This is a genomic window from Caballeronia sp. LZ032, from assembly GCF_031451315.1.
Classification (GTDB): Bacteria; Pseudomonadota; Gammaproteobacteria; order Burkholderiales; family Burkholderiaceae; genus Caballeronia.
In genome coordinates, this window is sequence record NZ_JARUXP010000001.1 from 2,398,994 (window position 1) to 2,424,224 (window position 25,231).

25 protein-coding genes are annotated in these 25,231 nt (G+C 64.9%); 18 read left to right on the forward strand and 7 right to left on the reverse strand.

The window, feature by feature from the left end; genetic code table 11:
- Positions 1–973 precede the first annotated feature (973 nt).
- From urtE to QCE69_RS11295, 13 genes are all read left to right on the forward strand, one after another.
- Entirely contained in the window at positions 974–1,666 is a 693-nt protein-coding gene (gene urtE / locus QCE69_RS11235; RefSeq protein WP_309917984.1) for an urea ABC transporter ATP-binding subunit UrtE, read from the forward strand.
- Positions 1,667–1,695: 29 nt separating this feature from the next.
- Positions 1,696–2,556 (forward strand): urease accessory protein UreD, encoded by an 861-nt coding sequence (locus QCE69_RS11240; protein ID WP_309930742.1) that lies wholly within the window; start codon positions 1,696–1,698, stop codon positions 2,554–2,556.
- A gap of 181 nt (positions 2,557–2,737) precedes the next feature.
- Positions 2,738–3,535, forward strand: a complete 798-nt coding sequence (locus QCE69_RS11245; protein ID WP_309930744.1) for a transporter substrate-binding domain-containing protein — start codon at positions 2,738–2,740, stop codon at positions 3,533–3,535.
- 18 nt (positions 3,536–3,553) lie between these two features.
- Positions 3,554–4,231 (forward strand): amino acid ABC transporter permease, encoded by a 678-nt coding sequence (locus QCE69_RS11250; protein ID WP_309809426.1) that lies wholly within the window; start codon positions 3,554–3,556, stop codon positions 4,229–4,231.
- Complete coding sequence (locus tag QCE69_RS11255) at positions 4,228–4,878, forward strand: amino acid ABC transporter permease (protein WP_309917997.1); 651 nt, start codon at positions 4,228–4,230, stop codon at positions 4,876–4,878. Before QCE69_RS11250 ends, QCE69_RS11255 begins: the two co-directional genes overlap by 4 nt.
- A complete protein-coding gene (locus QCE69_RS11260; protein WP_309918000.1) occupies positions 4,865–5,584 on the forward strand; it encodes an amino acid ABC transporter ATP-binding protein in 720 nt (239 codons plus the stop codon). Before QCE69_RS11255 ends, QCE69_RS11260 begins: the two co-directional genes overlap by 14 nt.
- Before the next feature lie 98 nt (positions 5,585–5,682).
- Positions 5,683–5,985, forward strand: coding sequence for an urease subunit gamma (gene ureA / locus QCE69_RS11265; protein ID WP_309809433.1), 303 nt, complete (start codon positions 5,683–5,685; stop codon positions 5,983–5,985).
- Between the two features lie 14 nt (positions 5,986–5,999).
- On the forward strand, positions 6,000–6,305 hold the full coding sequence (locus QCE69_RS11270; RefSeq protein ID WP_309809435.1) for an urease subunit beta: 306 nt from the start codon (positions 6,000–6,002) through the stop codon (positions 6,303–6,305).
- Positions 6,306–6,332: 27 nt separating this feature from the next.
- On the forward strand, positions 6,333–8,039 hold the full coding sequence (gene ureC / locus QCE69_RS11275; protein WP_309918005.1) for an urease subunit alpha: 1,707 nt from the start codon (positions 6,333–6,335) through the stop codon (positions 8,037–8,039).
- 4 nt (positions 8,040–8,043) lie between these two features.
- Positions 8,044–8,667, forward strand: a complete 624-nt coding sequence (ureE, locus tag QCE69_RS11280; protein ID WP_309930746.1) for an urease accessory protein UreE — start codon at positions 8,044–8,046, stop codon at positions 8,665–8,667.
- On the forward strand, positions 8,654–9,334 hold the full coding sequence (locus QCE69_RS11285) for an urease accessory UreF family protein (protein ID WP_309931628.1): 681 nt from the start codon (positions 8,654–8,656) through the stop codon (positions 9,332–9,334). Before ureE ends, QCE69_RS11285 begins: the two co-directional genes overlap by 14 nt.
- Before the next feature lie 8 nt (positions 9,335–9,342).
- On the forward strand, positions 9,343–9,993 hold the full coding sequence (gene ureG, locus QCE69_RS11290; RefSeq protein ID WP_309809441.1) for an urease accessory protein UreG: 651 nt from the start codon (positions 9,343–9,345) through the stop codon (positions 9,991–9,993).
- Positions 9,994–10,158: 165 nt separating this feature from the next.
- Positions 10,159–11,337: a glycosyltransferase gene (locus QCE69_RS11295; RefSeq protein WP_404987359.1), complete on the forward strand. Its 1,179-nt coding sequence runs from the start codon at positions 10,159–10,161 to the stop codon at positions 11,335–11,337.
- A gap of 3 nt (positions 11,338–11,340) precedes the next feature.
- Here the strand turns inward: QCE69_RS11295 and waaA are convergent, their stop codons facing one another.
- The 4 genes from waaA to QCE69_RS11315 all read right to left on the reverse strand — a co-directional run bounded on the left by waaA (position 11,341) and on the right by QCE69_RS11315 (position 17,127).
- Entirely contained in the window at positions 11,341–12,690 is a 1,350-nt protein-coding gene (gene waaA, locus QCE69_RS11300; RefSeq protein ID WP_309918012.1) for a lipid IV(A) 3-deoxy-D-manno-octulosonic acid transferase, read from the reverse strand.
- Positions 12,691–12,722: 32 nt separating this feature from the next.
- On the reverse strand, positions 12,723–13,607 hold the full coding sequence (locus QCE69_RS11305; protein ID WP_309930749.1) for a Kdo hydroxylase family protein: 885 nt from the start codon (positions 13,605–13,607) through the stop codon (positions 12,723–12,725).
- Between the two features lie 83 nt (positions 13,608–13,690).
- Entirely contained in the window at positions 13,691–14,686 is a 996-nt protein-coding gene (gene waaC / locus QCE69_RS11310) for a lipopolysaccharide heptosyltransferase I (protein ID WP_309930751.1), read from the reverse strand.
- A 1,040-nt stretch (positions 14,687–15,726) separates the two neighbouring features.
- Entirely contained in the window at positions 15,727–17,127 is a 1,401-nt protein-coding gene (locus QCE69_RS11315; protein ID WP_309918020.1) for a phosphomannomutase/phosphoglucomutase, read from the reverse strand.
- A gap of 527 nt (positions 17,128–17,654) precedes the next feature.
- On the opposite strand from QCE69_RS11315, the gene QCE69_RS11320 reads away from it, so the two are divergent.
- The 5 genes from QCE69_RS11320 to QCE69_RS11340 all read left to right on the forward strand — a co-directional run bounded on the left by QCE69_RS11320 (position 17,655) and on the right by QCE69_RS11340 (position 23,270).
- Positions 17,655–18,917 carry an oligosaccharide flippase family protein gene (locus QCE69_RS11320; protein WP_309918024.1) on the forward strand — a complete coding sequence of 421 codons (1,263 nt, stop codon included), beginning with the start codon at positions 17,655–17,657 and terminating at the stop codon, positions 18,915–18,917.
- Positions 18,914–19,720 carry a glycosyltransferase family 2 protein gene (locus QCE69_RS11325; protein ID WP_309930753.1) on the forward strand — a complete coding sequence of 269 codons (807 nt, stop codon included), beginning with the start codon at positions 18,914–18,916 and terminating at the stop codon, positions 19,718–19,720. The genes QCE69_RS11320 and QCE69_RS11325 overlap by 4 nt, the downstream gene beginning before the upstream one ends.
- Positions 19,721–19,853: 133 nt before the next feature.
- Positions 19,854–20,993 (forward strand): glycosyltransferase family 4 protein, encoded by a 1,140-nt coding sequence (locus QCE69_RS11330; protein WP_309930755.1) that lies wholly within the window; start codon positions 19,854–19,856, stop codon positions 20,991–20,993.
- Positions 20,994–21,014: 21 nt separating this feature from the next.
- Positions 21,015–22,064 (forward strand): UDP-glucose 4-epimerase GalE, encoded by a 1,050-nt coding sequence (galE, locus tag QCE69_RS11335; protein ID WP_404987313.1) that lies wholly within the window; start codon positions 21,015–21,017, stop codon positions 22,062–22,064.
- A 96-nt stretch (positions 22,065–22,160) separates the two neighbouring features.
- Entirely contained in the window at positions 22,161–23,270 is a 1,110-nt protein-coding gene (locus tag QCE69_RS11340) for a glycosyltransferase (protein WP_309809457.1), read from the forward strand.
- Positions 23,271–23,336: 66 nt separating this feature from the next.
- On the opposite strand, the gene QCE69_RS11345 is transcribed toward QCE69_RS11340, so the two are convergent.
- From QCE69_RS11345 to QCE69_RS11355, 3 genes are read right to left on the reverse strand one after another with little or no spacing between them, the layout of a single operon-like run.
- Positions 23,337–24,044, reverse strand: coding sequence for a dienelactone hydrolase family protein (locus QCE69_RS11345; protein ID WP_309930757.1), 708 nt, complete (start codon positions 24,042–24,044; stop codon positions 23,337–23,339).
- A 53-nt stretch (positions 24,045–24,097) separates the two neighbouring features.
- Positions 24,098–24,553 (reverse strand): hypothetical protein, encoded by a 456-nt coding sequence (locus QCE69_RS11350; RefSeq protein ID WP_309918035.1) that lies wholly within the window; start codon positions 24,551–24,553, stop codon positions 24,098–24,100.
- Positions 24,550–25,029 (reverse strand): ImmA/IrrE family metallo-endopeptidase, encoded by a 480-nt coding sequence (locus tag QCE69_RS11355; protein ID WP_309918039.1) that lies wholly within the window; start codon positions 25,027–25,029, stop codon positions 24,550–24,552. Before QCE69_RS11355 ends, QCE69_RS11350 begins: the two co-directional genes overlap by 4 nt.
- Positions 25,030–25,231 lie beyond the last annotated feature (202 nt).

Genomic DNA, 25,231 nt, shown 5'->3' on the forward strand with positions numbered 1-25,231 from the left:
TCTCGTCCTTCGCGTGGGTTGCTTGTGTTTGCCAGCGCTTCCATGGACTTCCTGTGTTCGCGTCGGTCTGCTAGCACTGCCCCTCCCCGGGGCGGGGGTCTTCGCTCTCGTCCTTCGCGTGGGTTGCTTGTGTTTGCCAGCGCTTCCATGGACTTCCTGTGTTCGCGTCGGTCTGCTAGCACTGCCCCTCCCCGGGGCGGGGGTAACTTTCTTTGCCGCTGCAAAGAAAGTCACCAAAGAAAGCAGCTTTTTTTCCGCCCAGCGTCATCCTATGGGCGCAGCACAGAATCATGTTTCTGGCCCGGCACTATCGAGTGCCCTTGTAGACCTAACCGGGCGTGGATCGCGGACCCACTGGGACAAACTGCCGTTCAGCGAACTGGTGCAGCACCTGAGGGTTCCGGCCCAGCGCTACGCGCTGCCGGAGGGTATGCAAGGGAAACCAGTGGGAGGCAAGAGCAATGAGATGGACGCGTAAGCAAGAGTGCACTGGCATCCCCGATTGACCGGTCGGCGGCGCGTAGCGCAGCGCCGGAGCATGCAAGGGCTGCACCAGTCTGTTCTGTGGTGCGATGTCACAGTGGGTCCGCGATCCACGCCCGGTGTGGCCTATGAGGGCACTCTCTACTGCCGGGCCAGAAACGTGGTTCTGTGTCGTGCCGCTAAATGACGCTGGGCGAGAAAAAAAGCTGCTTTCTTTGGTGACTTTCTTTGCAGCAGCAAAGAAAGTTACCCCCGCCCCGGGGAGGGGCAGTGCTAATAAACCTACGCGAACACAGGAAGTCCATAGAAGCGCTGGCAAACACAAGCAACCCACGCGAAGGACCAGAACGAAGACCCCGGCCCCGGGGAGGGGCAGTGCTAACAGACCGACGCGAATACAGGAAGTCCATCGAAGCGCAAGCGAACAACAAACGACAACAAGCGCAAGCAAAGCAAAGCAAAACAAAACCCAACCGCAAGAGCCAAACCCATGTTGGAAATAGAAAACCTGAACCAATACTACGGCGGTAGCCATATCCTCCGCGATGTGCGGATGACCGTCCCGGAAGGCAAGCTGACCGTCCTGCTAGGCCGCAACGGCGTAGGCAAAACGACGCTCCTGCGCTGCCTGATGGGCGTAGTCCCAACCAAAACCGGCACCATAACCTGGCGAAACACAACAATCTCCACAATGCCCACCCACTCCCGCGTGGCGAGCGGCCTCGCCTACGTCCCGCAAGGCCGGGACATCTTCGGCCGCCTGACCGTAGAAGAAAACCTGCTCGTCGGCGCCGCCAGCCGCAAGGCCCCCTCAAAAATCCCCGACCGCATCTACGAGCTCTTCCCCGTGCTACGGGACATGAAACACCGCCGCGGCGGCGACCTCTCCGGCGGGCAGCAGCAACAACTCGCCATCGGCCGCGCCCTCATGAGCGAACCCCAACTCCTGATCCTCGACGAACCCACCGAAGGCATCCAGCCTTCGATCATCCGCGATATCGGCCGCACGCTGCGCCAGCTCGTCGATGAAATGGGCATGACCGTCCTGCTCGTCGAACAGTACTACGACTTCGCCCGCGAACTCGCCGACCGCTACTGGGTCATGAGCCGCGGCGAAATCATCGCGGGCGGCGCCGGCAATGAAATGGACCAGCATGGAGTGCGCGAGCTGATCGCCGTATGATCTCGACTCACCCCTGACCCGCATCGCCCATGCACCACGAATCGCACGCCGCCCTCGCCGATCCCCACGTGTGGCGCGGCCGCCTCGAACTCGGCTTCACGCATCAGCACGGCCGCACCGTCTGCTCGCATCGCAGGCACGAAGGACCGCTGCGGCTGCAACGTCCGCTCTACCCCGAAGCCGACATCTGCCACGCCGTGATCGTGCATCCGCCCGGCGGCGTCGCGGGCGGCGACCGGCTCTCCATCGACATCCACCTCCACGAACACACCCACGCCGTCATCACGACGCCCGGCGCCACCAAGTGGTACAAGGCCAACGGCCGGCTCGCCACGCAACGCATCGACATCACGCTCGCCGCCGGCGCCAGACTCGACTGGCTTCCGCAAAACAACATCGTGTTCGAATCATCCAACATCGAGCTCGACTTCAACCTGACACTCGACGACGACGCCACCGCCATCGGCTGGGACGCCATGCTGCTCGGCCGCGCCGCCGCCGGCGAGAAATGGACGCAAGGCCACATCCGGGCGATCTCGCGCATCGGGCATCGCAGCGGCGCCACGCGCTGGCTCGAACGCACGCTGCTCGCCGCCGACGACCCGCTGCGCGACTCACCCCAAGGCCTCGCCGGCTTTCCGGCCTACGGCACGCTATGGGCCGTCGGCCCCGCCTGCGACGATGCGCTCGCCGAAACCCTCACCGCCGCCCTGCCCTTCGACGCCGAACTGCGCGCCGCCGCTTCCTGCGTCGCGCCGGGCGTGCTGATCGTGCGCGCCATCGGCCGCTCGATGGAACCGCTGCAGAACGCACTCGCCGCCTGCTGGACACAACTGCGTCCCGTCGTGCACGGCGTCGAGGCGCGCCCGCTGCGCCTGTGGACTACCTAGTACGCACCACGATGGCGCATCACGCTGCCCCGCAAGGGGGCGCGCCACGGCGCCCGTGAACCGGGAAGCTCGACAGGACAAGACCATCGCCCCGATGGCACGACTCTCGCTTTAAGCCTTCGCTCAAGAGCCGCACTTCCCACGCGGCCGCCAGGATCGAACCAAGACCGAAGGATCATCGATGCACACCCCGTTCTCCCGCGCCCGCCGCACGGCGCTCGCCGTCCTCGCCCTCTCCCTCGCCGCCTTCACGCCCCTCGCCGCCCACGCGGATGCGCTCGACACGATAGCCAGGAACGGCACGCTGCGCGTGGCCGTGCCCGAGGACTATCCGCCATTCGGCTCGGTCGGCGCGGACATGAAGCCGCAAGGCTATGACGTCGACATGGCCGCGTTGCTCGCGAAGTCGCTGAACGTGAAGCTCGAACTCGTGCCCGTCAACAGCGCCAACCGCATCCCCTATCTGACGACCAACAAGGTGGACCTCGTGATCTCGTCGCTCGGCAAGACGCCCGAGCGCGAGAAGGTGCTGGACTTCTCGACCGCCTACGCACCCTACTTCCAGGGCGTGTTCGGCCCCGCCGACATCAAGGTTGCCGGCCCCGCCGATCTCACCGGCAAGACCGTCGGCGCCACGCGCGGCGCGCTCGAGGAGATCGCGCTCTCGCAGATGGCCCCGAACGCCACCATCAAGCGCTTCGAGGACAACAACGCCACCATCTCCGCCTTCCTCTCCGGACAAGTGCAGCTGATCGCGGCGGGCAACATCGTCGCGGCCGCGATCCTCGCCAAGAATCCGCCGCGCCGGCCCGAAGCGAAATTCGTCATCAAGGATTCGCCGTGCTTCGTTGGCATGAACAAGAACGAGCCGCGTCTGCTCGCCAAGGTGGACGGCGCCATCGCGCAGGCGAAGAAGGACGGCACGCTCGACGGCATGTCGAAGAAGTGGTTCAGGCAGCCGCTGCCCGCCAGCCTGTGACCAGGAGCGCGGCATCGTATGGCCTATGAACTTGAGTTCGCCGATCTCGCGCAATACGCGGGCATGTTCGCGAGCGGCGCGGCGACGACGCTCGCGCTCACCGCCGTCTCGACCGCGCTGGGCGTCTCGCTCGGCGTGCTCGGCGCGGCCGGGCGCGACAGCCCGCGTCAATGGCTGAATACGCTCGTCGGCGCGTATGTCGAGGCAATCCGCAACACGCCGTTCATCGTGCAGCTGTTCTTCGTGTTCTTCGGCTTGCCGGCGCTCGGCATCCACCTGAGCGAGTACGTCGCCGCCATTCTCGCGATGACCCTCAACCTCGGCGCCTATTCCACCGAGATCATCCGCGCGGGCATCGGCGCCGTGCCGAAGGGGCATCACGAAGCGGCGGCATCGCTGGCGCTGTCGCGCGGCGAGACCTTCCGCCATGTCGTGCTGCCGCAGGCGCTCGCCAAGGTGTTTCCCGCGCTGACGAGCCAGATCGTCATCACCATGCTCGGCTCAGCCGTCGTCTCGCAGATCTCCGTGCCCGATCTCACCTATGCGGCCAGCTATATCCAGTCGCGCAATTTCCGCGCGTTCGAGACCTGCTTCTTCATCACGGGCGCGTATCTCGTGATGGCCCTCGTGTTGCGCACCGTCCTCAACGCGGCCGGCAAGCGCTTTCTCACCGCCAGCCGGAGCCACGCGCGATGATCGAATTCACTCTCGCGCAGATCGTCGAGAACCTGCTGCTCGCGGCGCGCTGGACCATCGTGCTGTCCGTCGTGTCGTTCGTGCTGGGCGGCATCGTCGGCTTCGCGCTGCTCGTCATGCGCGTGTCGAAGTCGCAAATCCTGCGCATGCTCGTCAAGGGCTACATCCAGGTATTCCAGGGCACGCCGCTGCTGATGCAGCTGTTCCTCGTGTTCTTCGGCCTGCCGCTGCTCGGCATCGACGTCGCGCCGTGGCTCGCCGCGACCGTCGGTCTCACGCTCTTCACCAGCGCCTATCTCGCGGAGATCTGGCGCGGCGCCGTGGAAGCCGTGCCGACGGGCCAGTGGGAAGCGTCGTCATCGCTCGCGATGAGCTACTTCGAGCAGTTGCGCCACGTGATCCTGCCGCAGGCGCTGCGCATCGCCGTCGGTCCCACGGTGGGCTTCGCCGTGCAGGCGGTCAAGGACACGGCGCTGGTCTCGATCATCGGCTTCACCGAGCTGACCAAGGCCGGCACGATGATTTCGAATGCAACTTTCCGGCCCTTCCTCGTGTATGGACTCGTGGCCGTGATCTATTTCGTGCTCTGCTATCCGCTCACGCGCTATGCACGCACGCTTCAAAGGAAATGGCATGCCGCTCGTTGAAACCCGCAATCTCCAGAAGCAGTTCGGCGCCAACCTTGTGCTGAGGGGCATCGACTTCTCCGTCGAGCGCGGCCAGGTGGTGTCGATCATCGGGCGCAGCGGCTCGGGCAAGAGCACCCTGCTGCGCACGCTGAACGGGCTTGAAAGCATCGACGAAGGGTCGATCGAAATCGACGGCGAGCACATGGACGCGCGCCACGCCGACCTGCGCGCGCTGCGCCTCAAGGTGGGCATGGTGTTCCAGCAGTACAACCTGTTCCCGCATCTCACCGCCGGGCAGAACGTGATGCTCGCGCAAACGGTGGTCAAGAAGATCCACAAGGCCAAGGCCCGCGCCACCGCGCATTCGGTGCTGGAACGCGTGGGCCTCGGCGACAAGTTCGACGCCTATCCCGACCAGTTGTCGGGCGGCCAGCAGCAGCGCGTGGCCATCGCCCGCGCGCTCGCGATGAAGCCCACCGTGCTGCTGTGCGACGAGATTACCTCCGCGCTCGATCCCGAACTCGTCGGCGAAGTGCTGGCCGTGGTGGAAGACCTCGCCCGCGACGGCATGACGCTCATCATGGTCACGCACGAGATGCGCTTCGCGCGCAAGGTGAGCAACAAGGTGGTGTTCATGCATCAGGGACGCGTGTGGGAATCCGGCGCGCCGGACGCCATCTTCGAACGGCCCTCGACCGTGGAGTTGCAGCGCTTCATCCAGTGAGCCGCAAGCCATCCGTAAGAACGGAAGCAGGCTAACGAAACAAGGTGTTCCGGTGCTAGCATGGCGCGGCCCGTCACGCTTTACTGCCCAAGAAGCTCATGAAACTGACACCCAGAGAAAAGGACAAGCTGCTGATCTTCACCGCGGCGCTGCTCGCGGAACGCCGCCGCGCACGCGGCCTGAAGCTCAACTATCCCGAGGCCGTGGCGTTCATCTCGGCTGCGCTGATGGAAGCGGCGCGCGATGGCCAGACCGTCGCCGAGGTCATGCACTACGGCACCACGCTGCTCACCCGCGACGACGTGATGGAAGGCGTCCCCGAGATGATTCCGGACATCCAGATCGAAGCGACCTTTCCCGACGGCACGAAGCTCGTGACCGTCCATCACCCGATTCCCTGAGCAGAGCGACGCTGATGATCCCCGGCGAATATTTCATCGACGACGGCGAGCACGAACTCAACGCGGGCCGCGAGACCGTGACGGTCGTCGTCGCGAATCATGGCGACCGGCCGGTGCAGGTCGGCTCGCATTACCACTTCTACGAAGTCAACGCGGCGCTCAAGTTCGAGCGCGAGCGGGCGCGCGGCTTCCGGCTGAACATCGCGGCGGGCACCGCCGTGCGCTTCGAGCCGGGCCAGGAACGCACGGTCGAGCTCGTGGCGCTCGCGGGCGACCGCCATGTGTACGGCTTCAACGGCCTCGTCATGGGTCCGCTCTAAATCATTCCCGCAAAGGACGCTGAGAATATGACGCTACGCATCGGCCGCCGCGCTTATGCGGAAATGTTCGGCCCGACCACCGGCGACCGCGTGCGCCTCGCCGACACCGACCTCATCATCGAAGTCGAACGCGACTTCACCACCTACGGCGAAGAAGTGAAGTTCGGCGGCGGCAAGGTGATCCGCGACGGCATGGGCCAGTCGCAACGCGCCGCCGCGGACGTGGTCGATACCGTCGTGACCAACGCGCTGATCCTCGATCACTGGGGCGTCGTGAAAGCCGACATCGGCATCAAGGGCGGGCGCATTTTCGCCGTCGGCAAGGCCGGCAATCCGGATATCCAGCCAAACGTGAACATCGCCATCGGCGCGGCCACGGAAGTGATCGCGGGCGAAGGGCTGATCGTCACGGCGGGCGGCGTGGATACGCACATCCACTTCATCAGCCCGCAGCAGATCGACGAAGCGCTCGCGAGCGGCGTCACCACGATGCTCGGCGGCGGCACCGGCCCCGCGACCGGCACCAACGCAACCACTTGCACGCCCGGACCGTGGCACATGGAGCGCATGCTCCAGGCCGCCGACGGCTGGCCGATGAACCTCGGCTTCCTCGGCAAGGGCAACGCCAGCCTGCCGGCGCCGCTGATCGAACAGGTAAAGGCCGGCGCGATCGGCCTGAAGCTGCATGAGGACTGGGGCACGACGCCCGCGGCCATCGACAACTGCCTCTCTGTTGCCGACGACACCGACACGCAAGTCGCCATTCACACGGACACGCTCAACGAGGCAGGCTTCGTCGAGACGACCATCGCCGCGTTCAAGGGCCGCACGATCCACACGTATCACACCGAAGGCGCGGGCGGCGGCCATGCGCCGGACATCATCAAGGTGGCGGGCGAATCGAACGTGCTGCCCTCCTCCACCAATCCGACGCGTCCCTACACCGTCAACACGCTCGACGAACACCTCGACATGCTGATGGTGTGCCATCACCTGGATCCGTCGATTGCGGAGGACATCGCGTTCGCCGAATCGCGCATCCGCCGCGAGACCATCGCCGCCGAAGACATCCTGCACGATCTGGGCGCGCTGTCGATGCTGTCGTCGGATTCGCAGGCCATGGGCCGCGTCGGTGAAGTCATCATCCGCACCTGGCAGACGGCGCACAAGATGAAGGTGCAACGCGGCGCGCTGCCCGAGGACACCGGACGCAACGACAACTTCCGCGCGAAACGCTACGTCGCCAAGTACACGATCAATCCGGCGATCACGCACGGCATTGCGCATGAAGTGGGCTCCATCGAGCCGGGCAAGTGGGCGGACCTCGTGTTCTGGGAGCCGGCGTTCTTCGGCGTGAAGCCGTCGCTGATCGTCAAGGGCGGCATGATCGCGCTGGCGCAGATGGGCGACCCGAACGCTTCCATTCCGACGCCGCAGCCGGTGCATTACCGCGAGATGTTCGCCACGCGCGGCGGCGCGCTCGGCAAGACCTCGCTCACGTTCGTATCGCAGATGGCGATGGAAGCGCGCATCGCGGACCGCTACGGACTGACCAAGCAGGTGGTCGCGGTGCGCAACTGCCGCAATGTGAAGAAAGCCGACATGATTCACAATGCATGGCAACCGTCCATCAGCGTCGATCCGCAGACCTATCAGGTGATCGCCGACGGACAATTGCTCACTTGCGATCCCGCCACCGTCCTGCCGATGGCGCAGCGCTATTTCCTGTTCTGATGCCATGCGTACCATCGATAAACGCCTGACCGCGAAACTCGCGCCCGTGCTCGTGAAGCGCGCGCCCACCCTGACGCTGCCCTTCGACGCGCGCTGCAAGAGCCGCCTCGCCGCGACGCTCGACAGCGGCGAGGAAGTCGCGCTCGTGATGCCGCGCGGCACCGTGCTCGCGGACGGCGACATGCTGGTCGCGGAGGACGGCGGCTTCGTGCGGGTCGTCGCGGCTGCCGAAGACGTGCTGGTGGTGCGCGCGCCGAGCGTGCGGCTGTTGACGCGTGCCGCCTATCACCTTGGCAACCGCCACACGCCGGTGGAAGTCGGCGCGGACTATCTGAAGCTCGAAGCGGATGCCGTGCTCGAAGACATGCTGAAGCGCCTGGGCGTGCTGGTGGCGCACGAAACCCAGCCGTTCCAGCCCGAGACCGGCGCGTATGGCGGCGGCCACAAGCATGGTCACGACGAAACCTTCAGCGAGGACTATGCACTTGCGCAGAAGGTGTTCGACGAGCATCACGGGCATGCCCACGATCACGCACATGATCACGATCATTCGTCATGCGGCCACGATCATTCGCATGACCACGATCACGATCACGGCCACGCTCACCACGGCCATGCGCATCGCTGAACTCACGGCGCTGCTGCATCTCGCGTCGCCGGCACTGCCGATCGGCGCGTTCAGCTATTCGCAAGGGCTCGAAGCGGCCATCGAGCACGGCCTGATCCACGACGGCGACAGCGCGCGCCAGTGGATCGAAAGCGGACTCTCGACGGTGCTGGCGCGCGGTGAACTGCCCTTGCTTGCGCATCAGATCGATTCCTGGCGCACGCATGACGCAGCCGCGCTCCGCGCCGCCAACGACGCCTACCTCGCCAGCCGCGAGTCGGCCGAGTTGCGGCGCGAGACCGAGCAGATGGGCTGGTCGCTGGCCCAGTTGTGCGCGTCGCTCGAATGGGGCGATGCCGCGCGCCGCGAGACGCTCGCATCGCTCAAGCCGATCGCGCAGCCCACCGCCTTCGCCTTTGCCGCCTTCGCGCACGACGCCGCGCCTGAGGCCGCGCTCGCCGCCTACGCGTTCAGCTGGGTCGAGAACCAGGCGGCCGCCGCGCTCAAGGCCGTGCCGCTCGGCCAGCTTGCGGGGCAGCGCATCATCGTCGCGTTGCGCGGACCCATCGACGATGCCGTGCGCCGCGCGCTCGCTACCTCGCCCGACCGGATCAACACCTTCGCGCCGCAACTGGGCATCCTGTCCGCGCGGCACGAATCCCAATACTCACGACTCTTTCGTTCCTAGCCCGACTCATGAACGCTCCCGCCTATTCCGCCGCCGCCCGTCGAACCAAGAAACTGCCGCCCCTGCGGGTCGGCGTCGGCGGGCCGGTCGGTTCCGGCAAGACGACGCTGCTCGAAATGCTCTGCAAGGCGATGCGCGAACGCTACGACCTCGTCGCCATCACCAACGACATCTACACCAAGGAAGATCAGCGCCTGCTGACGGTGGCGGGCGCGCTGCCGGCCGAGCGCATCATGGGCGTGGAGACGGGCGGCTGCCCGCACACGGCGATTCGCGAGGACGCGTCGATCAACCTCGAAGCGGTGGATCGCATGGTGTCGAAGTTTCCGGACGCCGACATCGTGTTCATCGAATCGGGCGGCGACAATCTCGCAGCCACCTTCAGCCCGGAACTCTCCGATCTCACGATCTACGTGATCGACGTCGCGGGCGGCGAGAAGATTCCGCGCAAGGGCGGCCCGGGCATCACGAAGTCGGATCTGCTGGTGATCAACAAGACCGACCTGGCGCCGCATGTCGGCGCGAACCTCGACATCATGGCGAGCGACGCCCGCAAGATGCGCGGCGAACGTCCCTTCGTCATGTGCAATCTGAAGGCGCAGGAAGGACTGGCCCAGGTGATCGCGTTCATCGAGAAGAAGGGCTTGCTGGTTTCGTGAATTGATGTCGCAGTGCGCGCCGCTTCATGAGCGCGGCACGCGCATGCGGTAGCATGACGGCTTCGCAATCATTCCACGCCCGCGCTGTGCGGCGGGCGCTGCACGGTGTCCATCGCTGCCCTGTCCCCTCGTTCGCCCGCGCATTTTCCGGCCGGCCGTGTTCCGGTGCTGTTTCACATTGTCGACTTCGGCAACGGCGGCATCGAGTCGTCGCTGATGCAATGGCTGCATGTCTTCGACCGCAACCGCTTCACGGTCACGCTGTCGGTCATGCACCCGTCGCCTGCTTTCGAGGAACGCTTTCGCCCGCTCGTGCCGGCCGATGTCGCCATCGAAATCCTCGCCGATCAGGACTGGCTCAATCACTTCCAGAAACGCCGCTATGCGCAGAGCCTGAGCAAGCTCGGGCGCGTCGGGCGCGACGTGTTCAACACGCTCGCCGTGCGTCCGTATGTGAAACGCCGCGTGGCCGAGCTTGCGCGCCGCCATGCGCTGATCGTCGACTACGACATGTCGCTGCGCCGTCTCGCCGGGCAGTTCGGCGTGGCGTGGCTGGGCGTCAATCATTTCAGTTTCGACGCGCGCCTCGCCAACCGGCCGCGCAAGCAACGCCGGCTCGCGACGCAGTTCGCCCGCTACGACGGCGTTGGCGCGCTCAACCAGCACATGGCCGACGAGGCCCGCGCCATGTTCGGCGACAGGCTGCAACGGCTGTTCACGCTGCCCAATGCCATCGACATCGAGCGGATTCGCAGCAACGGCGCCGCGCCACAGACGCCGCCTTGCGATGCGCCGTATATCGTGTCGGTCGCGCGTCTTGATGAAATCCAGAAGGACCATCGCACCCTGCTGCGGGCGTATGCGCAACTGATCCGCGATCCGGCCATTCGAGAGCATCTCGTGATCGTCGGCGACGGCGCGTTTCGCGGCGAGCTGCAGGCGTTGTCGAAGGAACTGGGTGTCGATGGCCGCGTGCATTTCATGGGTCAGCTCGACAATCCGCATGCGCTGGCAGCGGGCGCGCGGCTACAGGTGCTGAGCTCGCGCTATGAAGGCATGCCGATGGTGCTGCTCGAAGCGCTCGCGCTCGGCAAGCCGGTGATCGCCAGCGACTGCCCGACCGGTCCGCGCGAGATTCTCGGCGACGGCCGCTTCGGCATCCTGTTTCCGGTCGGTGCCGTCGATGAACTCGCACAGGCGCTGCATCGCGTGCTGACCGACGATGCGCTGCGCGCCAGCATGCAGCAGCGTGCGTCGGAGCGCGCCGAGGAGTATGGAATCGCTGCGAGCAACGAACGCTTCGCGCGCTGCGTGACGGAACTGCTCTCCCGCAAGCCGCACTGACCGCTAATCGGCGAGCGACGCGGCATCGCGCGCCGCCTCGCTTTCCTCCAGCAGCGCGCCCAGCACGCTCACCGTGCGCGCCGTCGCGCCGCGATGCGCCGCCGCGAAGGCCGAGGCCGCCGCGCTCATGGCCAGCCGCCGGGCGCGATCCTGGAGAATCTCGCGCAGGCCTTGTCCCAGTTCCTGCGGATCCTGGACGCGCAGCGCCGCACCGGCGGCAATGGCGTCGCGGGTGGCCTGCGTGAAGTTGAAGGTGTGCGGGCCGATCAGCACCGGCACGCCCGCCGCGCACGCCTCGATCAGATTCTGCCCGCCGAGAGGCAACAAACTGCCGCCGATGAACGCCACATCCGCGGCCGCGTAGTACGCGCCGAGTTCGCCCATTGAATCGCCGAGCAGGACCTGCACGTTGGCCGGCAGGGGCTCAGGGGTATCGGCGCCGGAACCCGCCGCGGCCGGTTTGGGCGCCCACACTGAACGCCGCGCGCTCGTGAGCCCATGGCTCGACAGCAGCGCGGAGACTTCGTCGAAACGTTGCGGATGACGCGGCACGAGAATCAGCAGCGCATGCGGCATGTCCAGCGCCGCGAGCGCGCGCAGCACGAGCGTTTCCTCGCCCTCGCGCGTGCTGGCCGCGACCCACACCGGGCGCTCGCCGATCGCCGCGCGCCATGCCTGGCCCCGCGCGATCAGTTCGGGCGGCGCGCTCATGTCGAACTTCAGATTGCCGAGCACCGCGACATTGCGGGCGCCGAGCGCGGTGAGCCGTTCGGCATCGGAAGGCGTCTGGGCGAGCACGCGCGAGAAGCCGCCGAACACCTCGCGCACCGCGCGGCCGAACTTCGCCGCGCGCCGGTACGAGCGCTGCGACATGCGCGCGTTGGTCAGCACGAGGGGCACGTCGGCACGCTTGCATTCGTCGATGAGCGTCGGCCAGACCTCGGTTTCCATCACGATGCCGAGCGACGGCCGCCACGCCCGCAGGAAGCGCCGCACGAGAATGGGCAGATCGTAGGGAAGATAGCTGCGCAGCACGCGGTCGCCGAACAGCTCGACACCGGTGGCGCGGCCGCTCGGCGTCATGTGGGTGAGCAGGATGAGGGCTTCGGGATGCGCGTCGATCAGCGCTTCGATGAGCGGCTGCGCGGCGCGCGTCTCGCCGACCGATACCGCGTGAACCCAGATGAGCGGTGCGAGATCGCCGGCGCTTCGGCCGCCATACGGCGGCATGTGTCCGAAGCGCTCGCCGATGTGTTCGCGATAACCGCGTTCCCTGCGCGAGCGGATCAGGAGCCGCAGCACCGCGAGCGGCGCGACGATCCACCACAGCGCGCGGTAGATCCGTCTCAGCACGCCGGCGGCCAGACTCGGAGAAGCGGCGCCGCTCAAACGAGCGCCCTGCCCTTCAGGCGCTCGAGAATGCCGAGCGGCGCGCACTCGGGACGGGCCATGGCCTTGACGGGCAGGAAGAAGGTCTGCTCCATCATGTACTGGCCGGACATCACGGCATGCGAGGTCTGATCGGAGAAGCAGACCCATACGGAGCCGGGCGGGAACGGCATGGTTTCCTGCGGCGAGACCTTTTGATAGTCGAGGTCGGCTTTCATCGCGTCGTGCAGATGCAGCATCAGATGGTCGTACTCGCTGCGGCGCGATTTGGTGATGTGCAGCAGGTTCATGAGCCAGGCGGCGCCGGGCGCCTGCGCCTTGATGCCGGGCAGGAAGCGCTGCGCCATGTCCTCGAACGGCTCGCCCACGCGCCAGACGCGTGGCGCGCCTTGCGGGTTGATGTTGGTGAACACGCGCAGGATGCGCTCGCCGTAGTTCGGGCGCGACGGGAAGGCGTCGACGTGCAGGCGGCTGTCGTCCTTGCGCCACGAGGTCTCGCGGGTTTCGACCTGATGCAGCCGCAGGCTGGTGGGCGCGACGCGCAGCTTGCCGTCGTATTCGGGAAACAGGCCGTCGACGAGCGAGCGCGCGTTGTCCTGATAGCGCTTGATGAGCGAGCGCACCGCCGACTGCATCACGGCATCGCCGAGCACGCCGTTCAGCGCGCCGCCATTGGGCGCGAGGCTGATGTTCTTGCGCTTCGGATCGGCGATCTTTGGATCGAGCAGCGCGCGTTCGCCGCCCTCGATCGCGAAACGCAGATTCGGGAAATACAGCACCTTGCCGTTTTCGACGCCGGCGAGCAGCGTCTCGCGCGGCACGGAGAGATTTTTCCCGTGCCAGTCGGCGGAGGCGACTTCGATGATTTGCGATTCCGTCATGTGACTATGACCTTGCTTCGAGCTTGAATGACCGCTGTGTTGTCCCGCGCGTTGCCCGCGCGTGCGGGCCATGCACTGAAGCGCTACAACAGGCCGAAGCCTGCGAGCGCGGTCTTGACGTCTGCAAGCGTGGGATGGCGGCTTGCGTCGCCGAGATTGACGACTTGCGGCGACCAGTAGCCGCCGGTGCGCCAGGCGGTCGAGAAATTGTACAACTCGACGGTCGGCCGCTTCAGCGCCGCGGCAATATGCACCAGGCCAGTATCGACGCCGACTGTCGCCGCCGCTCCTTCGATCAGCCCGACCACGGCCGGCAGCGAGAGCCTGGGCGGCACGATGGCGGCTGCACCGAATTCCTTCGCGAGCTTTTCGCTGGTCGCGCGTTCCGCTTCGCTGCCCCAGGGCAGCACGAGTGATGCGCCGCGCGTGACGAGGGCTTGTCCGAGTTCGATCCAGGCGGCTTCGGGCCATTGCTTGTCGGCGCGCGAGGTGGCGTGGACGAACACGACGTAGGGCACGGGCAGGTTGAGACCGAGTTCGGAGACGGCGAGCGTGGCGCGCCGGGTGTCGAGGCCGAAGTCGATGTCGTCGGTCATGTGCGGGTCGGGCAGGCTGAGCGCGGCGGCTACCAGCTTGCGGGTGCGCTCGACGACGTGGGTGCGCGGCTCGACGGGGACGCGCCGGTCGTAGAAGAAGCGCACGGGCCATTCGAAGCCGGCGCCGTCGGTGCGGTTGGCGAGGCCGGCGAGCGGCCCGCGGGCCCAGCTCGCGACCCATGCGGTTTTGATGAGGCCTTGGCAGTCGATGACGAGATCGTAGTTTTCGGCGGCGAGCGAGCGCTTGAACTGACCGATCTCGCGCCAGGTGGCGGGTGAGGCGATGGACTTGCGCCAGCGTCGGAGCGAGAACGGAATGGCGCGATGGACGCCCTGGACCAGTTCGACGAGACTTGTGAAGCTTTCTTCGACGAGCCAGTCGATTTGCGCATCCGGATAGCGGCGGCGGATGTCGGCAATGGCCGGCATATTGTGGACGACGTCGCCAAGCGACGACACGCGGATGATCAGGATCTTTTGCACGCCGGGGGAGTGGCGCCGAGGGCGCCGGGATGGAGGGTAAAGGGGGGATTTTAGCGCGGCATGGGAGTTGGACGGCTTACCGCCGTCGGGTGGGGTTGTTGGCACTTGCCGCTTGTCCCTTGCTCCTTGCCGGGGCGGGGTCTTCGCTCTGGTCCTTCGCGTGGGGTGCTTGTGTTCGCTTGCGCTTCCATGGACTTCCTGTGTTCGCGTCGGTGTATTAGCACTGCCCCTCCCCGGGGCGGGGGTAACTTTCTTTGCCGCTGCAAAGAAAGTCACCAAAGAAAGCAGCTTTTCTTCCGCCCAGCGTCATCAAATGGGCGCAGCACAGAACCCCGTTTCTGGCCCGGCCGTAGAGCGTGCCCTCATAGGCCACACCGGGCTTGGATCGCGGACCCACTGGGACAAACTGCCGTTCAGCGAACTGGTGCAGCACCTGAAAGCGCCGGCCCAGCGCTACGCGCTGCCGGAGGGTATGCAAGGGAAACCAGTGGGAGGCAAGAGCAATGAGATGGACGCGTAAGCAAGAGTGCACTGGCATCCCCGATTGACCGGTCGGCGGCGCGTAGCGCAGCGCCGGAGCATGCAAGGGCTGCACCAGTCTGTTCTGTGGTGCGATGTCACAGTGGGTCCGCGATCCACGCCCGGTGTGGCCTATGAGGGCACTCTCTACTGCCGGGCCAGAAACGTGGTTCTGTGTCGTGCCGCTAAATGACGCTGGGCGAGAAAAAAAGCTGCTTTCTTTGGTGACTTTCTTTGCAGCAGCAAAGAAAGTTACCCCCGCCCCGGGGAGGGGCAGTGCTAATAAACCTACGCGAACACAGGAAGTCCATAGAAGCGCAAGCGAACACAAGCAACCCACGCGAAGGACCAGAACGAAGACCCCGGCCCCGGGGAGGGGCAGTGCTAACAGACCGACGCGAACACAGGAAGTCCATCGAAGCGCAAGCGAACAACAACACCAACCAAGCGCAAGCAAAAAAAACAACGGCGCGGCCCCCAAAAAGCAACCGCACCGCTGAGTCAAGCGCCGCGAAGGCGCTTTAAAACGGCAGTTGAGCGTCCGGCTTCTCCGCCAAAATCACCCGACGAAAATCCTCCTGAATGCGCTTCAGCGCCCCTTCACTATCGGCCTCGAACCGCATCACCACGACCGGCGTCGTGTTCGATGACCTCGCCAACCCGAACCCATCCGGATACTCGACGCGCAGCCCGTCGATCGTGAGCACATCATCGGCGCCCGTGAACTTCGCGTTCTCCTGCAGCTTCGAGATCAACTGGACGTTCTCGCCCTCTTCCATCTTGATCTGCAACTCCGGCGTCGAAAGCGAGTCCGGCAGGTCGTTCAGCAGCTTGCTCGGATCCGCCACCCGCGACAGGATCTCAAGCAACCGCGCCCCCGTGTACAACCCATCATCGAAACCGTACCAGCGGTCCTTGAAAAACACATGGCCGCTCATCTCGCCCGCCAACGGCGCGCCCGTCTCACGCAGCTTCGCCTTCACGAGCGAATGGCCCGTCTTCCACATGATCGGCTCGCCGCCCTGCTCGCGCACCCACTTCGCCAGATTGCGCGTGCACTTCACGTCATAAATGATCTGCCCACCCTTGTTGCGCGACAGCACTTCCTGCGCAAACAGCATCAGTTGACGATCCGGATAAATCACCTGCCCATCCTTCGTCACGACACCCAGACGGTCGCCGTCGCCATCGAATGCAAAGCCCACTTCGGCATCGGTTTCCTTCAAGGCCTTGATCACGTCCTGCAGGTTCTCGACGTGCGCCGGATCCGGATGATGGTTCGGGAAATTGCCGTCGATGTCCGTGAACAACTCCACCAGCTCGCAGCCGAGCGCCTTGAACAGACGCGGCGCCAAGCCGCCCGCCACGCCGTTGCCCGCATCCACGACAATCTTCATCGCGCGCACCGGCTTCACATCCGACACGATGCGGTCCAGATACATCTGCTGCACGTCGAACTCGGTATAGCTGCCCTCGCCCGTCGTGAAGTCGTTGTCGACGATGCGCTTGTACAAGCCCTGGATCTGCTCGCCATAGATCGCCGCGCCGCGCAGCACCATCTTGAAACCGTTGTAGTCGGGCGGATTGTGGCTGCCCGTCACGACGATGCAGGAATCCACCCGCCGCTCACCCGACGGCAAAGGCAGCGGCACGCTCGCCGCAAAATAGCCGACCGGCGTAGGCACCATGCCGACATCGATCACATCGACGCCTGCCGCGCGCAAGCCGTCCGCCAGCGCGCCGACCAGCTCCGGACCGGACAGACGGCCGTCGCGCGCGACCACGACCGAATCGCCGCCCTGCTTCCTGATCTCGCTGCCGAACGCCTGGCCGATGCTCTTCGCAACGTCGCGATCGACCGTCTTGCCAACGATGCCGCGAATGTCGTAGGCCTTGAAAATGGATTGGGATACTTGGCTCATGAGATGGCTACCTCTTGTCGATTGATGAACGAATTCTCGGCGATGCAGCCATGAGGGCATGCAGGTCGTGACGTTGGCCGCCGTCACGGCGCCCACGCCGCGCAGACGACCGCCCGATGACGTGATGACGTGATGACGTGTCGAATTCCGCTTATGCGTCTGTTAAACCCATACGACTGAAACAAATGGATGCAAAGCGATATGCAAAGCGCAGCAGCACATGCAAAGGCAACACACTGAAGCCGTCCCCCGCCCGCCGAAGCGGACGGACGCGCCCCGGATCGCACTTATAATCGCTGTCTTTCGGCGCTCTCGTGGCTTTCGCGTTGCGGTAAAAACCGGCGCGTTCATTCTAATCCAATGCTCAAACGCCCTATCGCCCCGATGCCCCCGAATGAAGCGCCTTCGCGCGTCATCCCACATAACGTGACGATTGAATGCTATTCGTCAGCCGATCACGCGGTTTCTGCAGCCGGACAGTCTTCGGTAGCACGCCGCGTGCCCGTGCGTGACGGGAAGCCGGCTGAATGAAGGCCCTGCTGCGTTCCGGCAATCCGGACGTCGCCCGCGCGCTGGCCAACATCGTCTGGCTCGGGCTCGAACGGCTCACGCAAATCGCCGTCGCCATTGTCATCGCGGGCGTGCTGGCGCGCTATCTCGGCCCGGACGACTTCGGCAAGTGGCAGTACGCCAACACGCTGCTGCTCGTGATCGCGCCGGTCACGTGGGTCTGCGGCGCCGAGATCCTGGTTCCGACCATCGTGCGCCGGCCGCCCGCCGACACCGGCATCGTGCTAGGCAGCGCGTTCGTGCTGCGCATGGGCGTCTCGATACTCGCGCTCATTGCAACCTGGATCTGGATCGCGGCGGGCGGCATCGACCCGACCGTCGGCCTCATGCTCGCCGGCCTCGCCGTGACGATGCTGTTCCGCGAACCGTTCATCGGCGTCGTCAACTCCTGGCTGCAAAGCCAGACCTACAGCAAGCCGCAACTGCTCGCCAGCATGCTGGCCGCGATCTTCAAGGCGGCGCTGGTCTACGCGCTCGTGCGCGTGGCGGCCGCGCCGTCGCGCTTCGGCTGGCTGTGGGCGCTCGAAGCGGCGGCCATCAGCGCGGCGCTCGTGCTGTACTACATGCGCAGGCACGGCGGCCGCCTCGGCTGGCGCTTCGACCGCGCGCTCTTCAGGCATTTCGCGAGCGCGGGCACGGTGTTCTGGCTCGGACTCATCTGCATGTACCTGTTCCTGAAGCTCGACCGGCTGATGCTCGCGCATCGCGTGTCGTTCGCCGAACTGGGCCTGTATTCCGCGGCGCAGCAGCTCAACGAAAACTGGATCGCGCTCGCGCTGATGCTCGCGCAGACCATCGCGCCGGCCTTTGTGTACCGCGTACAGGACACGCGGCTGCTGCGGCGCAACCTGCTGCGGCTGTTCGCGATGACCGCCGCGCTGATGATCGCGGGCGCAGCCGTGCTGGACGCGCTCGGCGGTTTCATCATCGCGCGCGTGTTCGGCCCCAACTATGCCGACGCCGCCAGCCTGTTCCGCTGGGCCGTGTGGCTGTCGGTGCCGGCGGGCATCGAGGCGATCGGCAATCTGGTCGTGCTCAAATATCAGGCGAAGTACGTGCTGCTGTCGAAATGGCTGCTCGCGCTCGCGGTGGCGTTCGCGGTGAACCTGATCGCGATTCCGCGCTTCGACGGCTATGGCGCGCTGATGGGCCTGGCGGCGGGTTATGTGGCGGCGGCGGCGGTGAACTTCTATTACCTCCGTTTCCGGCTGCGCGCATGAATGCTCTTTCCGATGTGATGCTGCTGCTGCCCGCCTTCAACGGCCAGGCCGAAGTCGAGCGTACGCTCGCGTCGTTCCGCGAAACCTCCCCGGTGCGCGTGCTGATCGTCGACGACGGCAGCACCCCGCCCATCGCCGCGCCCGCGCTGGCGAACATGCAGATCGAGATTCTTCGGATGCCGAGGAACGGCGGTATCGAACGCGCATTGCAGACCGGCATCGACGCGCTCGCGGCGCGCGGCGTGCGCTATGCGGCGCGCATCGACGCCGGCGATCTCGCCATGCCCGGCCGGCTCGCGAAGCAGCGCGCCTATATGGAAGCGCATCCGCGCGTCGCGGTGCTGGGCATGTGGACGCATGTCGTGTCCACCGCGGGCGCGCCGCTGTTCGACCTGAAGCCGCCGTGCGAGCCGTCCGCGCTGCGCCGCCTGATGCTGGCGCGCACCTGCTTCACGCATCCTTCGTTGATGCTGCGCGTGGACGCCGTAATCGAGGCGGGCAATTATCGGGCGCAGTACCGCGCCGCGGAGGATCTCGACCTGATCCTGCGCCTGCTGCGGCGTCACGACGGCGCCAACCTGCCCGAATTCGGCCTGTATTACGAACTCAACGAGGCCGGCATCAGCGCGACGAAACGGCGGACACAGGTGCTGTCGACCCTGCGGCTGCAACTGCGCCATGTGCGGGTGATGAATCCGCTCGACTGGCTGGGCATGGTCAAAAGCGTCGCGCACCTGGCGCTGCCGTACCGTCTGCTGCGCGGCCTGAAGGCGAAACTCATGCGCTCCACGCCCGTCGCCTGAGCTTTTTTTGTCGATTTGTTTTTGAATTGTTTTGCGCTACGTTGAGTGCACGGTGAATCCGCGCGGCGCCTGTCAATCGCTTGCCACTCGATGACGCGCCGCGCGATCCACGCCGTCGAACCATGACCTCCGGATGACGAAAGAAAAGTCGAGTCTTCGCATTGCCCTCGTCTGCAACACCGCATGGGCGATCTACACCTACCGGCGCGGCCTGCTGCGCATGCTGACCGCGCGCGGCGCGGAGGTGACGATCCTCGCGCCGCGCGACCGCACCTTCGAGCCGCTCGCCGAAATGGGCTGCCGCTGCGTCGAGTTGCCGGTGGCATCGAAAGGCACGGATCCGCGCCAGGACCTGAAGACCCTTGCCGCGCTGTACCGTGCCTATCGGACGACGCGCCCGCACATCGTGTTTCACTACACGATCAAGCCGAACATCTACGGCTCGCTGGCCGCGATGCTCGCCCGCGTGCCGTCGATTGCGGTCACGACGGGTCTCGGCTACGTGTTCATCCAGACGAGCCGCACGGCGCAGGTCGCGAAACGGCTCTACCGCCTGGCGTTCCGCTTCCCGCGCGAGATCTGGTTCCTGAATCAGGACGACCATGCGGCTTTCGTGCAGGAAAAGCTGCTGGCGCATCCGGATCGTGCGCGGCGGCTGCATGGAGAAGGCGTCGATCTCGACGAATTCGCACTGACCCCGCTGCCCGCCCGCGAGGAATTCGTCTTCATCCTGATCGGGCGGCTGCTGTGGGACAAGGGCGTGGCCGAATACGTGGAAGCCGCGCGGCGCCTGAAGGCACGCTTTGCGCACGTGCGCTTCCAGTTGCTCGGGCCGGTCGGCGTCGACAATCCGAGCGCGATCAGCCGCACGGACGTGGCGCAATGGGAAGGCGAGAATATCGTCGAGTACCTGGGCGAAGCGCACGACGTGCGTCCGCTCATCGCCGCGGCGGACTGCGTCGTGCTGCCGTCGTACCGGGAAGGCGTGCCGCGCACGCTGATGGAAGCCTCGGCGATGGGCCGCCCGATCGTCGCCACCGACGTGCCGGGCTGCCGCGAAGTGGTCGAGCACGGCGTGACCGGGCTGCTTTGCGAAGTGAAGAGCGCGGACAGCCTGGCCCAGGCACTCGAGCGCATGCTGACGCTGCCCGCCGCCGAACGCGCGGCGATGGCGCAGCACGGCCGCGCGAAGGTGGCCCGTGAATTCGACGAGAAGAATGTCGTCGAACGCTACAAAGGCACAATACATGCCATCACCGGCATTTCACTCTGATTCGAGTTATTTGGAGAGCGCATGATGAATGGCAAGCAGTCGCTGAACAACGCGACCCAGGGCACGATTCTCGTCACCGGCGGGGCAGGCTTTATCGGCACGCACACCTGCGTCGAACTGCTCGACGCGGGCTATGACGTGGCGGTCATCGACAATCTCGTGAACAGCCGTGCCGAATCGCTGCAGCGCGTGGAGCAGATCACCGGCAAGCGGGTGGCGTTCTATCAGGAAGATTCCCGCGATGAAGCCGCGCTCGAACGCATCTTCGACGCGCACGACATCACCGGCGCCATCCACTTCGCGGCGCTGAAGGCCGTGGGCGAGTCCGTGGCGAAGCCGGTCGAGTACTACGCAAACAATGTGGGCAGCCTGCTGGCCGTGCTCAAGGTGATGAAGGCGCGCAACGTGCGCAACTTCGTGTTCAGTTCGTCCGCGACCGTTTATGGCGTGCCGAAAAGCGTGCCGATCGACGAAAGCTTCCCGCTCTCGGCGACCAACCCCTACGGCCAGTCGAAGCTCATCGCCGAGCAGATCCTGCGCGATCTCGAAGTCTCGGACCCGTCATGGCGGATCGCCACGCTGCGCTATTTCAATCCGGTGGGTGCGCACGAAAGCGGCTTGATCGGCGAGGATCCGGCGGGCGTGCCGAACAACCTGATGCCGTTCGTGGCGCAGGTCGCCGTGGGCAAGCTGGAGCGGCTGCGCGTGTTCGGCAGCGACTACGAGACCCACGACGGCACCGGCGTGCGTGATTACATTCACGTCGTGGATTTGGCGCGCGGGCATATCGCGGCCATCGACGCGCTGCGCCGCCTCGACCGCAGTTTCGTCGTGAACCTGGGGACGGGCCAGGGCTACAGCGTGCTCGATGTCGTGAAGGCGTTCGAGGCGGCGTCCGGCAAGCCGGTGCCCTACGAACTGGTGCCGCGTCGTCCGGGCGATATCGCCGCGTGTTACGCCGACCCCGCCGCCGCCGCCGAGTTGATCGGCTGGCGCGCGCAGCATGGCATCGAACGCATGTGCGAGGATCACTGGCGCTGGCAGTCGCAGAATCCGCGCGGTTTTGCTTGAGGGTTCGCCTGGAGCGTGGCTCCGGGCATCGCGCTCCGGATCGTCCCTGCCGATAAGGTACGATGCGGGGCGCAACCCCTCCTCCGGTTCATCTTCATGCTCAGTTTCGCGCTTGCCTTCCTGATTTCGCTGCTGGTGACGCTGTTCATCGTGCGCTTCGCCCATCTCCAGGAAGGCGTGCTCGGCGATACCGACCTCGCCGGCGTGCAGAAATTTCATGCGTATCCGGTGCCGCGTATCGGCGGCGTCGGCATCCTGTGCGGACTGACCGCTTCCGCCGTGCAGTTGCGCTGGGGTTATCCGGCTGTGTCGGGCGGCATCCTCGGCATCATTGCGTGCGGCATGCCGGCGTTCCTGTCCGGGCTCGTCGAGGACCTGACCAAGCGCGTGTCGCCGCTGGTGCGACTGCTGTGCACGATGGCCGCCGCCGGACTGGCGTACGCGTTTCTCGACATTGCCGTGACGCGCATCAGCGTGCCGCCGCTCGATTTCGTGCTTTCCTACGCGGTCGTTTCCTGCGCGGTAACGGTGCTCGCGGTCGCGGCGCTCGCCAATGCGGTGAACATCATCGACGGCTTCAACGGCCTCGCCTCGATGGTCACCTTCATGATGTTCGCCTCGCTCGCCTATGTGGCGTTCCAGGTGCACGATCCGGTGGTGCTGTCGGGCTCGCTCATCATGATGGGCGCGGTGATGGGCTTCTTCATCTGGAACTTCCCGGCCGGGCTGATCTTTCTCGGCGACGGCGGCGCCTACTTCGTCGGCTTCATGCTCGGCGAGCTCGCCATCATGCTCGTGATGCGCAACCGCGATGTTTCGGCCTGGTATCCGGTACTGCTGTTCATGTACCCGATCTTCGAAACCTGTTTCTCGATCTATCGCAAGAAATTCATTCGCGGCATCTCGCCGGGCATTCCGGATGGCGTACATCTGCACATGCTCGTCTACAAGCGTCTGATGCGCTGGGCCGTCGGCGTCAAGAACGCGCACGAACTGACGCGCCGCAATTCGCTCACCTCGCCGTACCTCTGGCTGCTGTGCCTGATCGCCGTGATTCCGGCGACGCTCTTCTGGCGGCATACGTTGCACCTGTTCTGCTTCGTCGTGGTGTTCGCGGCGACCTATGTGTGGCTGTATGTGAGCATCGTGCGCTTCAAGTCGCCCCGCTGGCTGGTGTTTCGACGGCCGCATACGGTGAAGAAATGAACTCGAATGGATGAACGCGCGCCGCCCTGCTCCGGGCGGCGTTTTTTCTGGCGCATCCGACGCGCGTCATTTCAGGTGCTGCGCGAAGAACGCAAAGGTGCGGCCGTTGGCGAGCTGCGCGGCGGCGGCATCGTAATGCACGCCCTGGTTGCGCGCGAACGCATGATGACAGCCGGGATAGGTGAACGCCTCGATGTTCGCCTGTCCCTGTACGGCAGCAAGCACGCGGTTGCGCGCATCCGCCGGAATGAATTCATCCGCTTCGGCGAGATGCAGCAGCAGCGGAATGCGTATCTTCGGCACTTCGCCGAGATGCTGGTCTGTGCCGCCGCCGTAGTACGCGACCGCGGCGTCGACGTCCGTGCGCGCCGCCGTCAGGAAGGACAATAGCCCGCCGAGACAGAAGCCGACCGCGCCGATCTTTCCCCGCACCTGCGGCAGCCCGCGCGCGAAGCCGATGGTCGCGGCAATGTCCTCGACGCCCGTGTTCAGATCGAACGCGTTGTAGTACTTCATGGCCTGCTGCCATTCGGCTTCGGTGCGATCCGTCAGAACGACATTGGGTTCGAGACGCCAGAACAGGTCGGGGCACAACGCGACGTACCCTTGGCGCGCGTATTCGTCGCAGGTTTCGCGCATGTCGCCGTTGATGCCGAAGATTTCCTGGATGACGATGACTGCCGGTGCGGACGCCTGCGCGGAAGTCGAGGCCGGACAGGCGACGTAGGCGTCGAAGTTGCCGTCAGGGGTGGAGATGCTGAGCATGTCGGACATGAAAGTCTCCTGTGCGAAGTGGAAATGGATGGTGCAATGCGCGGCAAGGTTGGTCAGGTTGCGGGTCTGCTGCGGTTCAGGTACTGCTTGAGAAGGTCGGCCAGTTCCTTGAGCAGGGCTTGCCAGAGGGTGGGTGACGCAGGTTCGTCGTCGCTGGAGGCGTCCCGGAACACGAAGCGAACGAGCGCGAGCAACGGCAAGACGACCGAAGCAGACATCACGATCATGGGCGTGAGAAGGAATACGCTCAAGGCAGGATCCGCTCGAAAACTCTCATGGAGTTTCATGCCGAATGACGCAGTCCACGCCACGAACAAGGTTGCCAGCGTGGCGATCAGTCCCGCCACACCGTAGAAAGAAAACGCTCTGAGCTGACGATACTGCTTTCGATCAGCAATTTCCTCTTCAATGAGCGCGGGATGCGCCGCCGCCCGCTTCTTGAGCTCAGGCGGCGGTATGGTGAGATCCGAGGTTTCATCGCGCTCGGCCACGACAGGAAGACGATTCATATGCGTGCTCGTTTGATCCATCCAAGTTGCTTCAGACGAAGCTTCATCGCAAGTTCGCTGACTTCGAAAGCATCGGTCAGGCGATGAAAGTTGGTGATGTTCCGCTTCTGGATAAGGATGTTGAGCGCAAACCCGGGTACGAGCATTTCCAGCGCGAAGCGATTGGCCTGGTTCTCGATTTCGTCCAGCTGATACAGTGAAAACTGGCGTGAGGCACACGTGAAATGCGTGCCGTGCTCCAGCGCCAGATGTCCCAGATGGTGCGCAACGACAAAACGCTGCCTCAGCTCCGGGGCATCGCCATTGACGACAATGCGCGGCTGTCCGTCAACGAATTCGAAGCGCCCGTACACGGCGCCCATGTCCGGTTCACGCTGCACAGTCACGTTCTCGGATCGGGCAATCGCAAAAGTGTCGACGGGCAATTTCCCGTCCCAATGCTTCGCAAGCATGTAACGCGCAATCCTTTTCAGCATGTTTCCTTTCCCTTCATCATCCGTTACCAAAACAGATACTTCGCCATCCTTGGCGAATTGGCGATGCAGTCTATCATCGGCTTTTGCGCGTCTCTACGCACCTAGTCCGAATGGCTGGCGTCATGAAGAAGAAAAGGAAGTGGCGCGCGTCGAGGGCATCGATAACCCCTGACGAAAGGGCAGAAAGGAAACCGCGTTAGAA

Excerpts from the sequence above, each read along its gene's own strand:
- urtE (WP_309917984.1), top strand. The coding sequence starts at position 974 with ATGTTGGAAATAGAAAACCTGAACCAATACTACGGCGGTAGCCATATC.
- QCE69_RS11240 (WP_309930742.1), top strand. The coding sequence starts at position 1,696 with ATGCACCACGAATCGCACGCCGCCCTCGCCGATCCCCACGTGTGGCGC.
- QCE69_RS11245 (WP_309930744.1), top strand. The coding sequence starts at position 2,738 with ATGCACACCCCGTTCTCCCGCGCCCGCCGCACGGCGCTCGCCGTCCTC.
- QCE69_RS11250 (WP_309809426.1), top strand. The coding sequence starts at position 3,554 with ATGGCCTATGAACTTGAGTTCGCCGATCTCGCGCAATACGCGGGCATG.
- QCE69_RS11255 (WP_309917997.1), top strand. The coding sequence starts at position 4,228 with ATGATCGAATTCACTCTCGCGCAGATCGTCGAGAACCTGCTGCTCGCG.
- QCE69_RS11260 (WP_309918000.1), top strand. The coding sequence starts at position 4,865 with ATGCCGCTCGTTGAAACCCGCAATCTCCAGAAGCAGTTCGGCGCCAAC.
- ureA (WP_309809433.1), top strand. The coding sequence starts at position 5,683 with ATGAAACTGACACCCAGAGAAAAGGACAAGCTGCTGATCTTCACCGCG.
- QCE69_RS11270 (WP_309809435.1), top strand. The coding sequence starts at position 6,000 with ATGATCCCCGGCGAATATTTCATCGACGACGGCGAGCACGAACTCAAC.
- ureC (WP_309918005.1), top strand. The coding sequence starts at position 6,333 with ATGACGCTACGCATCGGCCGCCGCGCTTATGCGGAAATGTTCGGCCCG.
- ureE (WP_309930746.1), top strand. The coding sequence starts at position 8,044 with ATGCGTACCATCGATAAACGCCTGACCGCGAAACTCGCGCCCGTGCTC.
- QCE69_RS11285 (WP_309931628.1), top strand. The coding sequence starts at position 8,654 with ATGCGCATCGCTGAACTCACGGCGCTGCTGCATCTCGCGTCGCCGGCA.
- ureG (WP_309809441.1), top strand. The coding sequence starts at position 9,343 with ATGAACGCTCCCGCCTATTCCGCCGCCGCCCGTCGAACCAAGAAACTG.
- QCE69_RS11305 (WP_309930749.1), bottom strand. The coding sequence starts at position 13,607 with ATGACGGAATCGCAAATCATCGAAGTCGCCTCCGCCGACTGGCACGGG.
- QCE69_RS11315 (WP_309918020.1), bottom strand. The coding sequence starts at position 17,127 with ATGAGCCAAGTATCCCAATCCATTTTCAAGGCCTACGACATTCGCGGC.
- QCE69_RS11320 (WP_309918024.1), top strand. The coding sequence starts at position 17,655 with ATGAAGGCCCTGCTGCGTTCCGGCAATCCGGACGTCGCCCGCGCGCTG.
- QCE69_RS11325 (WP_309930753.1), top strand. The coding sequence starts at position 18,914 with ATGAATGCTCTTTCCGATGTGATGCTGCTGCTGCCCGCCTTCAACGGC.
- QCE69_RS11330 (WP_309930755.1), top strand. The coding sequence starts at position 19,854 with ATGACGAAAGAAAAGTCGAGTCTTCGCATTGCCCTCGTCTGCAACACC.
- galE (WP_404987313.1), top strand. The coding sequence starts at position 21,015 with ATGATGAATGGCAAGCAGTCGCTGAACAACGCGACCCAGGGCACGATT.
- QCE69_RS11340 (WP_309809457.1), top strand. The coding sequence starts at position 22,161 with ATGCTCAGTTTCGCGCTTGCCTTCCTGATTTCGCTGCTGGTGACGCTG.
- QCE69_RS11345 (WP_309930757.1), bottom strand. The coding sequence starts at position 24,044 with ATGTCCGACATGCTCAGCATCTCCACCCCTGACGGCAACTTCGACGCC.
- QCE69_RS11350 (WP_309918035.1), bottom strand. The coding sequence starts at position 24,553 with ATGAATCGTCTTCCTGTCGTGGCCGAGCGCGATGAAACCTCGGATCTC.
- QCE69_RS11355 (WP_309918039.1), bottom strand. The coding sequence starts at position 25,029 with ATGCTGAAAAGGATTGCGCGTTACATGCTTGCGAAGCATTGGGACGGG.